At 34.7% G+C, this 10,525-nt stretch carries 13 protein-coding genes; 11 read left to right on the forward strand and 2 right to left on the reverse strand.

Features of this window, described 5'->3' with window-relative positions; translation table 11 throughout:
• Positions 1 to 19: 19 nt before the first annotated feature.
• Positions 20 to 868 (reverse strand): hypothetical protein, encoded by an 849-nt coding sequence (locus AC1W31_RS15210; protein WP_481735330.1) that lies wholly within the window; start codon positions 866 to 868, stop codon positions 20 to 22.
• Positions 869 to 1,093: 225 nt separating this feature from the next.
• On the opposite strand from AC1W31_RS15210, the gene AC1W31_RS15215 reads away from it, so the two are divergent.
• The 10 genes from AC1W31_RS15215 (at position 1,094) to AC1W31_RS15260 (ending at position 8,337) form a co-directional block, all read left to right on the forward strand.
• Complete coding sequence (locus AC1W31_RS15215; protein ID WP_481735331.1) at positions 1,094 to 1,243, forward strand: lmo0937 family membrane protein; 150 nt, start codon at positions 1,094 to 1,096, stop codon at positions 1,241 to 1,243.
• 300 nt (positions 1,244 to 1,543) lie between these two features.
• The gene (locus AC1W31_RS15220) at positions 1,544 to 2,200 is read left to right on the forward strand and encodes a porin family protein (protein ID WP_481735332.1); all 657 of its coding nucleotides are present in this window, start codon (positions 1,544 to 1,546) and stop codon (positions 2,198 to 2,200) included.
• Positions 2,201 to 2,238: 38 nt separating this feature from the next.
• Positions 2,239 to 2,694, forward strand: a complete 456-nt coding sequence (locus AC1W31_RS15225) for a hypothetical protein (protein ID WP_481735333.1) — start codon at positions 2,239 to 2,241, stop codon at positions 2,692 to 2,694.
• Positions 2,695 to 3,209: 515 nt separating this feature from the next.
• A complete protein-coding gene (locus tag AC1W31_RS15230) occupies positions 3,210 to 3,452 on the forward strand; it encodes a hypothetical protein (protein ID WP_481735334.1) in 243 nt (80 codons plus the stop codon).
• A gap of 14 nt (positions 3,453 to 3,466) precedes the next feature.
• The gene (locus AC1W31_RS15235; protein ID WP_481735335.1) at positions 3,467 to 3,772 is read left to right on the forward strand and encodes a hypothetical protein; all 306 of its coding nucleotides are present in this window, start codon (positions 3,467 to 3,469) and stop codon (positions 3,770 to 3,772) included.
• A gap of 75 nt (positions 3,773 to 3,847) precedes the next feature.
• A complete protein-coding gene (locus AC1W31_RS15240; RefSeq protein ID WP_481735336.1) occupies positions 3,848 to 4,342 on the forward strand; it encodes a ferritin-like domain-containing protein in 495 nt (164 codons plus the stop codon).
• 109 nt (positions 4,343 to 4,451) lie between these two features.
• The gene (locus AC1W31_RS15245) at positions 4,452 to 4,928 is read left to right on the forward strand and encodes a hypothetical protein (RefSeq protein WP_481735337.1); all 477 of its coding nucleotides are present in this window, start codon (positions 4,452 to 4,454) and stop codon (positions 4,926 to 4,928) included.
• Positions 4,929 to 5,081: 153 nt separating this feature from the next.
• Entirely contained in the window at positions 5,082 to 5,792 is a 711-nt protein-coding gene (locus tag AC1W31_RS15250; protein WP_481735338.1) for a YiaD family glycine zipper/OmpA-like lipoprotein, read from the forward strand.
• 186 nt (positions 5,793 to 5,978) lie between these two features.
• Positions 5,979 to 6,665 (forward strand): hypothetical protein, encoded by a 687-nt coding sequence (locus AC1W31_RS15255; RefSeq protein WP_481735339.1) that lies wholly within the window; start codon positions 5,979 to 5,981, stop codon positions 6,663 to 6,665.
• A 58-nt stretch (positions 6,666 to 6,723) separates the two neighbouring features.
• Positions 6,724 to 8,337 carry a hypothetical protein gene (locus AC1W31_RS15260; RefSeq protein ID WP_481735340.1) on the forward strand — a complete coding sequence of 538 codons (1,614 nt, stop codon included), beginning with the start codon at positions 6,724 to 6,726 and terminating at the stop codon, positions 8,335 to 8,337.
• An 87-nt stretch (positions 8,338 to 8,424) separates the two neighbouring features.
• Here AC1W31_RS15260 and trxA read toward each other — a convergent pair whose 3' ends face one another.
• Positions 8,425 to 8,736, reverse strand: coding sequence for a thioredoxin (gene trxA, locus AC1W31_RS15265; RefSeq protein WP_481735341.1), 312 nt, complete (start codon positions 8,734 to 8,736; stop codon positions 8,425 to 8,427).
• A gap of 198 nt (positions 8,737 to 8,934) precedes the next feature.
• Between trxA and AC1W31_RS15270 the strand changes: the two genes are divergently transcribed.
• Positions 8,935 to 10,305 (forward strand): monooxygenase, encoded by a 1,371-nt coding sequence (locus tag AC1W31_RS15270; RefSeq protein ID WP_481735342.1) that lies wholly within the window; start codon positions 8,935 to 8,937, stop codon positions 10,303 to 10,305.
• The last annotated feature ends 220 nt before the right edge of the window (positions 10,306 to 10,525 follow it).

Genomic DNA, 10,525 nt, shown 5'->3' on the forward strand with positions numbered 1-10,525 from the left:
CCGTAAAATTTATAAAATCTTAATCTTGAATAATCACTTTTCTACGGGTAAACATCTGCAAAGTCGAAGCCATCAACATGGCACTCACCATCATCAAAATGCCGAATACTGCACTGTAAACTACATATTTGTAATAAATAATATCCTGATTTCGGGCAATAATGATGCCTATCAAAGCCCAAATAATCGCCAATCCAACGTAGCCATTTCTAACATTTATCGTGGAGATAAACCCAATTGAACTACCAATCAAAATCATAATGCACGCCCACGATTGCCCCGAAATACCCGTAGGCATGATGCCATAGCCCACCAAAATGGCCGTAACATTGGCGATAGTGGCAATGCAAATCCAGCCAAAATATAACCCAAAAGAAGCCTTCACCACAACTTTGAGTCCGCCGCTAATATAAGGTTGAACGGCTTTTAGGTTTTTATTAATTTGAATTAAGGTTACTAAAATGCCCAGCATTATCACAATCGACAAAGGTAATATTTCGTAATGCCAAGCCACAATCCAAAGCGCATTGAAAGTAGCATTCAGGATAAATAAATAGCCAATTGCATTCAAAATCATCGCTAAATGAGGTTCGGGTTTTCGACTGAAAAGTGAACGAACTTGGTAAATGCAAAATATTAATAATAGCAAATAAATAACGCTCCAAATAGAAAAAGTTAAGCCCGTTGGAACAAACAAATTAGGATACTTATTGGATAATTCGCCCGTTGATTTTCCATTCAGGGGCAACCCGACCGCCAAACCGTTCATCGTAACCATAATGATAAAGAATAAGAAATTTAGCACCTGCAAAGTTTTAATTTTTGAAGTGCTAATAACAACCGTTTCATGATTTGAGACTGTTTCCATGTGTTATTTTGATTTAGTTTAATAAACAATTTTAATAATCATTTAAACATTAATGCCACCCAACATCCTTCCACAACTTGTTGTTTATGGGGTAATTATTCCCCATTTCCACAAAAAATACCGACAATTCCCCACGTTTTTTTCGCTAAATATCTCCCAAATTGTTGGTATATGATTTTTATAAGTATTTATGAAAATTTATCTCAAACTTGAAAATCTAAAATCATGAGAAGTCTCTTATATACTATCGCAGTTATTTTGATTATCGGTTGGTTGTTGGGCGTATTTGTTTACAGTGTTGGTGGCCTGATTCATATTCTTTTAGTGCTTGCGGTAATATCAATTATCTTATCATTGATTCGCAGAGGAATATGAATTTAGATTAATAAATTAATTCAACCCTTAAACATTTAATGTTATGGAGGCTATCGTACTTTTAATATTATCAATTTCCATCATCGGGATATTCATAATTTTTGGATTTTCTCATGTCAAAATTGAGAATAACGTTTCAAGTCAATTTAATGAAAGAGGTCACGATTTGAATTCATTTATGACAAAAATTAAAGGTAATTCTTCTAAACTGAGACTTTGATTTTTATTTCTACTTATAAATCATCGTGGCTGGCACAAGTTTTTAAACTGAATATACAAGATACAAATTTATTTAAACCTATGAAAAAGTTATTATTAACAGTAATTATTGCCATGTCTTGTATGACGACATTTGCTCAAGAAAAATTATTTACCGTTGGGCTTAGAGCAGGGGTAAATTTATCACAAGTTAGTGGGAATGATTTATCATTATCATCGGGAGGAAAGAATTTTAGTTTCAAAAGTAATGACACCCGTGCTTACGGATTTGTAGGGGGTGTTTTTATGAGATTCGGAAGAACAATCTTTATTCAACCAGAGATTTTATTATCGCAAAAAGGTGGCAAATTTGATGTTTTTGAAGACGGGAAAGCCAATGGAAAAACGATAGATTTGAAGTTAACAAATATTGATTTACCCGTTTTGATAGGGATTAAGTTAGCAAACGTACTGAGAATAAATGCTGGCCCTGTAGCAACTTTTAGATTATCGGATAGTGGAAATTTAGGCGATAGTATCAAAGAATATCAGGGGCAAAGTGCCAGTGAAATTTTCAATAATGTAACGTTAGGCTACCAAGCAGGGGTTGGCTTTGACATTGGTAAACTCAACATTGATTTGCGTTATGAAGGCAACGTCAATGATGTAGTAAATGTAAAATTTGCGGATGCCAGTAGTGCTTCAAAATTTGCAGCGAAAGGTAATTCATTACAAGCAACACTCGGATTTAATTTTTAAAGAATAAACCAATCTCAATTCTATTAAAATAATCAAAAATGAAAAAGAAAATCTTAGTATTTGTAAGTGTAATTGCATTAGGCTCATTTTCAATGACTTCTTGTTCACGCAGTGAGAAAAAAGATATTGCTGAAAAAACCCAAGATGCTCAGGATAAAGTAGCCGAAAGTGCAGATAATGTGGCTTCGGATGTGAAAGACGGACTAAATCAAGCATCAGACGATATCAAGCAGGAACGCATGGATATGTCAGCGAAGATTGAAGAAAAACGCACAGACATCAAAGAGGATATTAATAAAATGGATGCTAAAATGAGCAAAGCAACGGCTGAAGAAAAAGCTCGTTGGAAAGTTCGTAAAGCCAAAATGCAAGCTAAATTAGATGATTTGGATAATTCAATGGACGAATTAAAATCAGATACTAAACGTAATTGGAAAGAATTTAAGGCAGATTTAAATAAAAAAATTGATAATATCCAAGAAGATTTAAAGTAGTTTTTTTGAATATACAATTCATCAACAACATAGTAGATTTTTAATAGTGGTTAGATTGTGAGAAATAGGGGGCATATTTATGCTCCCATATTTTTAAAAACTACTCAAAATAAAATTTTAATAGTGGTTAGATAGTGTGGCTTAAGGGGGAGATTATTTTCCCCTTCTTACCTTTCTCTATCACTTAAATATAGATACTTAAAATATTAAATTAGTAATGGTTAAGGGGTTTTTGAAAGGGTAGGGATTTATTCCCTATACCTTTTTTTACAACCATATTTGCTAATGAAAAGACTAATTAAGCAGTTAGGATTTTACTTAAAGGAATAGTTCTCTGAATTATTCCTTTTTTTATGCCTCTATTTTTGCTCTTGAAAGTACTAATTAATAGCATCTCAAAACACTACATTTTTCCTCATTCTGTGGAAGATTTTACTCAAAAAAACATCAAAATCATTGTAAAATATATGGTACAGAAGTTTTACAATTCTTAGTATAATTAAACAATAAAACTCATGGAAATTGACCCGCTAAAAAATAAAGTTAATTACGAGATGAAATCTGAGATTCAGCATCAAAAGAAAACAAAGCCTACTAATATGTTTTTGCTTCTTTTGGCCATCATTCTTGGTTTAATGGTGATATCAGTGGTTGGAGGATTGTGGTCAACAAAAAGTAATCAAGGACAACATAATATGGGAAAAGTAACACCTCAAGATTCAGCAATAATAAATAAATCAGATACTTTAAAACGATAAAACTACCGACGAAAATGGAAAATACGAAAGAACAACTCGAAAACGAAAAGGCAGAACGCCAGATGGATACTTTGGATAAAAAAGTAGCTGTGCTGAAAGCAGAAGCAAAAGAAACCGTTTCTGATGTAAAATTAGGAGTAGTTAATTTAGCTGAAAAAGCCGACGATTTGAAAGAAGATGCCTCGGATACTTGGGAAAATGTGAAAGATAAAGCAGGAGATATATACGAAGACGCAAAAGATAAAGCAGAAGAAATTGGGGAGAAAATTGGCGATAAATACGAAGAATTGAAAGCGAAAGCGAAAGCTGCTTTGAGCTAAAGTAATAAAATGATAATCTATTAACTCACAAAATAGCGTTTATTGTTACAAAATAATAGACGCTATATTTTAACTATGACAACACAATATGACATTCTCTTAACCGCTCTGAATGAGTTGATTGAGATTAATCACAGCCGAATTGATGGTTATAAAAAAGCAGCCGAAGATATTGATGGTGGAGATTTGAAGGGACTTTTTCAAGGAATGGTGAATGAAAGTGAGCATTTTACGGATGAGTTAGCAGCACACGTAGAAAAATTTGGTGGCGATCCTGCATCAGGAAGCACTTTCTCGGGTAAAGTTCATCAAGTGTGGTTAGACTTTAAAGCGGCCATTTCTTCAAACAACCGTGAGACTATTTTAAGTTCGTGCGAATTTGGTGACCAAACAGCTATCAAGGCTTATAATACCGCTTTAGCGTTGGATAAAGTACAAGCATCACCTGATTTTACGAGTTTATTGAATGCACAACGCTCTTCAATTTCTGAATCTTTGAAAGTTATTCAATCTTTGAAAACTTCAGAACATCATGCAAAAGCTGAACAACAAGTTTTGAACAATCAATAACGATTTTATTATAACACCTTGTTTTTTATTTATGAATGCCAAGACTACTGTTTTGGCATTTTTCTGTAACAAGTGTAGTAAAAATTAACACACATTAAATACTCAAATCATGAAAATCAGGAGCGAAGAAACCTTGAAAGAGTTGATAAACGTTTTCAAGATTAATGAATATCGGATTGAGGTATATCGAAAGTTGATGAGTATGATAAACAACCCCGAATTACAGCCATACTTCAAAGCACAGGTTGATGAGTCTGTTACGATTATTGAGGAACTAAATCCCTTAATTGATTCGATTGAAAATGCTGATAGTCCCTTGCATTTTGAGGATGCTAAAATGAGTCAATCTCAATTTTATTTTGGAATGGCCAGAGCTTCTAAAAACCCCAGAACGGTAATGGTTTCTTGTCAGTTTGGGGATGAATATTTAATGAATATTTACAAAAAAATGCTGGGATTATTAGAAATTAAAAACCTACCATATTTGAGGGATATTTTGACAAGGCACCTCAATAATCTGCAAACAGCTTTTACAAATGTTGAAAATACATTGCTCGAAAATATTCCAATCCTCCGTAGAAAATGATTTGTTTACCCAATATGTAGAATAATTACCCCTAAATATTAATCGGGATAATTTGTAAATATTTAAAAATCAGTTACTTAAAAGTTTGAACGGGAGATTTTATGACTGGTATAAAATTTTAAAATTTAGCTACAAACCAAATAACTTATCGTCATGAATAATGTAGCAGTAAATTTAAAAAAACAAATATTTCTTATTTTGATGTCGGTAGTACTTGCTTTTGGGGCATCATCTTGTAATTCATTTAAGAAATTAAATAAAACACAACGGGGAGCAATTATTGGTATTGGAGCGGGTGGTGCGTTAGGCGCAGTGATTGGCAGTAAATCAAAAAATCCAGCGGTTTATGCCATTATTGGTTCGGCAATTGGTGGAGTGGCAGGAACATTTATTGGAAGATACATGGATAAACAAGCCGAAAAACTAAAGAAAGATTTAGATGTTTTGGCGGATGTTGAAAGAGTAGGTGAGGGGATAAAAATTACGATGAAATCGGGCGTACTTTTTGATTTTAATTCATCAAAAGTAAATCCACGGGTGAACGAAAATTTAATCAAGTTTTCCGAAACCTTGAAACAATATCCTGATACAGAAATTTTAGTGGCAGGACATACGGATAATGTGGGAACGGCAGAATATAACATGAAACTATCGCAACAAAGAGCAGGCGCAATAGCAGCCGTTTTGAAGGCGAATTCAGTATCCCGTAATCGTTTGACAATTTTGGGATACGGTGAAAAAAATCCAGTAGCTGATAATGTTTCAGATTCGGGACGTGAACAGAATCGTAGGGTGGAATTTGCCATTGTAGCAAATGATAAATTGAAGAAACAAGCAACAAAAGAAGAAGTTGCTCAAAAATAATTACTAATCTCTTTCCTATAAATATGGCTCGAAAGTTTGCTTTCGGGTCATTTGCTTTTTATGGGATTTTCAGAAAAATAAAACGAGTATAATATTCCCCAAAGTAGCCAGAAAATGGCTTTTAGCGATGTGGAATGATTTATTGAATGATGGATACGACTAAATATAAACTTAATTAATAAACTGATGAAACTAATTATCAACAAAATTCAGCTTTTGACATTGTCAATATCCTTGGCTTGTACGACTGTAATAGCGCAATCAACGCCCCGAGATAGTACGAAAATAGACATTACCCAAACGCAAAAAATAGCCGCCAAAATTGATACGATTACAAAAGATATTGTGGTAGTAGTTAATAAATCCGTTGATAAAATCACACCCAGCCAACCCACAGAAGTAGCAAGAATAAATACGCCAACTCGCAGCGTCACGTTAACCGCAGACCCAACCTCAGACGGTGTTTTTCACACAGGCTCTTTAGTGCTGGGCGTAGGCATTGTTTATCAGAAAGATTTATTGCCTCTTATGCTTGCGGCCGAATACGGCATCGGTAGAAATATCGGCGTTGAAGTGAGAGGCTGGTATGGTAGTAAAACCAAAGATGGCGTATTATACCGTGATGGACTATTTGGTGTGGGTTTAAATTATCACTTTACGGGCGATATAACAAATTCTTCCAGCAGATTTGATGCCTATGTGGGCGGTTTGTACGGTAAAATTTTAGACCAATCGGGTTCAGCATTTTATGCACAAGCAGGAGCAAGATATTTCTTTATCGAACGACTTGGAGTGTTTGGTAATTTCAATATTGGTTTAGTAGGAAGCAGAGGAACTAATTTATCTTTTGGATTAACATACAGCCTTTTTTAAAATTGAAATGGAAAATAAAAGGAAATTAAGTGTTAAAAAAACTGTATTCATCTCAATCTTGAGTTTTATTGGGCTCTTTTTTATCGTGGCCAGCATTGGTTTTTGGAGTGTCAAACCATTGTTATCAAAACGTATCAAAACGGCGGTTTTAGCATCTACCGATAGTTTATATTATCTTGATTTTGAGGATATTAATTATGATATTGTTTCGGGCACAGCCAATGTTTTGGGCGTAGTTTGGCGAGCAGATTCTAATTTATTTGTGGGTTTGAAAAAAGTAAAAAAATTGCCCGATAACATTTATCAAGGCAAAGTAGATAATATAAAATTAACGGGATTACGTCCCTGGACTATCTTCTTTTCTAATAAACTGGAATTGAGTACAATCTCCATTAAAGACCCAAATGTAGAATTAATACATGAAAAACAAAATTACAACTCCTTTAAAACCGCTAAATCTCCCTATCAAATTATCTCAAAATTTGTGAAATCATTTTCCGTAAGAAAAATTATTTTTGAAAACATTAATTTCACTTATTCCAATTTAGGAAGCCCCCATAAACCGCATATCAGTAGGGTCGAAAACCTTGATTTAGAAGTGTCTGACTTATTGATTGATTCAGTTTCGGGGCAAGATAAAAAGCGGTTTTACTATACTAAAGAATGTATTTTTAGCTTGAAAAAAATACAAGTTCCTTCACAAGATTCTTTGAATACCTTGAAAATTAATGAATTATTGTTTTCTACCGAAACCCGCTCTCTTTCTATGAAACACCTGGTGCTTGAACCCCGTTTTAAACCAATGGATTACAGCGTTCATACTAATGGCGATGACAGGATAGGCATTATTTTTAATGATATTATTTTAAAAGAAATTGATATAAAAAAACTCTTTGAGGAGAAAAAAATATATGCCGAATCACTACAAATCAATCAAGGAAATGTAACGGTTTTTACGGATACCAGAACATTTAATGTGCCGCCAAAGTCTCCCTACCGCCCCTTCCCGCATGAGGCGTTCAAAGATTGGAATCTCAAATTTATGATTGATACCGTCAAAATGAGGAATTTCAATATCACTTATTCTGAATATAATCCTGATACAAAATCGGTTGGAAATGTCATTTTTAAGCAAGTAACGGGCAACATTAAAAACCTTACCAACGATACTATTCCACTAAAAACTAATCCAAATTGTTTGGTAAATTTCAATGGATATTTGATGAATAAAGCGGCCATTACTTTAAATTTTAATTTTGATATGTTGGCACCCAAAGGCGATTTTCTATTTCATGGTAATGTCAAAAGAATGGAAATAGCGCATCTAAATCAAGTAACAGCCTCTTTGGGTTTTGCTAAAGCTGAGAAAGGAATTTTGAATGAATTCACTTGTAATCTCAAAGGGGACAGATACGCCCTCAAAGGTTCGGCAACCATGCTTTATGAAGATTTGAATATTACGATTTTGAAAAAAGGAGAAGAAACGGGCTTGAAAAAGCGAAAATTATTATCATTTTTTGCCAATACTTTTGTGATAAAAGATAGTAATCCAATTGGCAAAGCACCCGTGCGAATATCGACCATCCAATACGAACGAATCCCAACAAAACCCTTTTTCTACACCCTTTGGAAAGGAATTTTATTGGGAATCACAAAATCGGTGATGGGATGAAATTTGGCAGTTTGTAGTGGATAATAAAACGGTAAACCGCTGTCAGGGTAAAGTCCGAAACCCTGACAGCGGCTTATGATAGAATTACTACAATTCATTAATCAATTTCACCAATTGATTTTTCTGTACCACGCCCGATTGTCGCCACAGAATTTCGCCTCCTTTAAATAATATCAACGTTGGAACACCTTGAATTTTATACGTTTCAGCCGTCGAGGGCGCTTTATCTACATCAATTTTAATGACTCTCACACGGTCGCCCATTTGTGTGGAAAAATCTTTCAAAATGGGAGCCATTGTTTTGCAAGGTCCACACCAAGTGGCAAAAAAATCTACCAACACGAGCGTATCGCCCTTGATAATGTCGGCAAATGTTTCTTTATTTTCTGTTGTTTTCATTTTTTCGATTTTTATTAATTAATTCCATAACAAAACAAAACCTTTTGCTGTTCTTCAATATGGTTATTTTAAAAAAATAATCGTGTATTTTTGTTAATATTGTTGTATAATTTAAGCAAGTTTATTCGTTTAAATGTCTGTAATTAAACCATTTGGCAAATGAAACCTCTAAGTGGAAATCAACAGTAATAAAGAACCATGCAAAATAATTTACTCAAAGGAGCAACTATCATTTTAGGGGCTTTATTAACCTTATCAGCTTGTACAAAACAATCTGTTGATACGCCAAATCCAACGGTCGTATCAAGTTTTAGTTTGATGCAAGATAAAATTCTTACGCCCACCTGTGCAACTTCGGGCTGTCACGCTTCCACTTCCGACGGTAATTATAATCAGCATGGCTTGGTTTTAGAAAAATCAGTTGCCTACGCAAATTTAGTGGGTATTACACCCGTAAATGCCCTCTCGAAAGCCGATGGACATTTGCGTGTAAGAGCCTTCAAATCGCTGGAAAGCCTTTTGTATCATAAATTAAATTGGGATGTTGCGCATCATGGCGGTAAACAATACGGTTCGCCCATGCCTTTGGGAAGTACGGCTTTGAGCGTTGGGCAAATTGAGTTTGTCCGTCGTTGGATTGAGGCAGGCGCTCCACAAACTGGCGAAGTGGCCGATGCAAAATTATTGGATGACAAAACGCCGAGTGTTTCAACCACGGATGCTTTTAAAGCCATGAGTTCTCCCAGTGCAGAAGGTGTGGAGGGATTTCAATTGAAGGTGGATAAATTTACGGTTAATCCGAATTTTGAACGTGAATTGTTTGTAAGAAGAAATGTGGGTAATACCTCAGAGATTTACGTCAATAAAATCAAATTGCAATCTCGTCCAAACAGCCATCACATGGTTTTGTATGATTACCGTGACCGAACAAATTTACCCGTTATTGACCAAATAAGAGATTTAAGAAATCCAGATAATGGTCTCAATCTTTTCACGGTAATTCAAATGTCGAACCATATTTTCTTGGGTGGAGGGACTCAAGCCAATCAAGAATATGTATTTCCAGAAGGGACAGCTTTATTATTGCCAGCCAATTATTCGATGGATTTAAATCCGCATTATTTCAATAAAACAAATACCGCACTTTACGGTGAAAATTACGTTAATTTATACACCACCCAAAAAGCAAAGGTGAAATATGTGGTAAAAACCATTGATTTTAATAATACAAACTTAACCATTCCTGCCAGTGCTAAAACGACCATTTCGAAAGATTTTACCTTCGGAACAAACGTAAAAATTGTGTCGTTGACCTCACATACGCATAAATTTGGGGAAAAATACGTTATCAAAATCTTCGGAGGAGCAAGAAATGGTGAAGTAGTGTACGAAAATACGGATTGGGAACACCCAGCGGTGATAAATTTTGCCACGCCAATAACTTTGAAAAAAGGTGAAGGCTTGACTTCGGTGGTAACTTACAACAATACTTCGACTGCCAAAATCACTTTTGGATTGACTTCGGATGATGAAATGGATATCATTTTTGGGTATTATTATGAGGAGTAGTTAGGACAGTAAGTAGTTTTCAGTAGGCGGTAAAAGTTTTATATTACGTACTATCAAAAAAAGGCTTCTTAATTCAAGAAGCCTTTTTTTGATTATTTCACGTGTGTGCTTTTCACTGCTTCCTAAAAACTGTCAACTGACTAATAAACTATTGCTGATGAATATCCGAACCACCCGTAGAGCTTGATTTCACCACTCTTGCACCGCCTTTGTGATAAAC

The organism is Arcicella sp. (assembly GCF_964672035.1).

Excerpts from the sequence above, each read along its gene's own strand:
- AC1W31_RS15215 (WP_481735331.1), top strand. The coding sequence starts at position 1,094 with ATGAGAAGTCTCTTATATACTATCGCAGTTATTTTGATTATCGGTTGG.
- trxA (WP_481735341.1), bottom strand. The coding sequence starts at position 8,736 with ATGAAAACAACAGAAAATAAAGAAACATTTGCCGACATTATCAAGGGC.
- AC1W31_RS15230 (WP_481735334.1), top strand. The coding sequence starts at position 3,210 with ATGGAAATTGACCCGCTAAAAAATAAAGTTAATTACGAGATGAAATCT.
- AC1W31_RS15250 (WP_481735338.1), top strand. The coding sequence starts at position 5,082 with ATGAATAATGTAGCAGTAAATTTAAAAAAACAAATATTTCTTATTTTG.
- AC1W31_RS15220 (WP_481735332.1), top strand. The coding sequence starts at position 1,544 with ATGAAAAAGTTATTATTAACAGTAATTATTGCCATGTCTTGTATGACG.
- AC1W31_RS15210 (WP_481735330.1), bottom strand. The coding sequence starts at position 868 with ATGGAAACAGTCTCAAATCATGAAACGGTTGTTATTAGCACTTCAAAA.
- AC1W31_RS15240 (WP_481735336.1), top strand. The coding sequence starts at position 3,848 with ATGACAACACAATATGACATTCTCTTAACCGCTCTGAATGAGTTGATT.
- AC1W31_RS15235 (WP_481735335.1), top strand. The coding sequence starts at position 3,467 with ATGGAAAATACGAAAGAACAACTCGAAAACGAAAAGGCAGAACGCCAG.
- AC1W31_RS15245 (WP_481735337.1), top strand. The coding sequence starts at position 4,452 with ATGAAAATCAGGAGCGAAGAAACCTTGAAAGAGTTGATAAACGTTTTC.
- AC1W31_RS15255 (WP_481735339.1), top strand. The coding sequence starts at position 5,979 with ATGAAACTAATTATCAACAAAATTCAGCTTTTGACATTGTCAATATCC.
- AC1W31_RS15225 (WP_481735333.1), top strand. The coding sequence starts at position 2,239 with ATGAAAAAGAAAATCTTAGTATTTGTAAGTGTAATTGCATTAGGCTCA.
- AC1W31_RS15270 (WP_481735342.1), top strand. The coding sequence starts at position 8,935 with ATGCAAAATAATTTACTCAAAGGAGCAACTATCATTTTAGGGGCTTTA.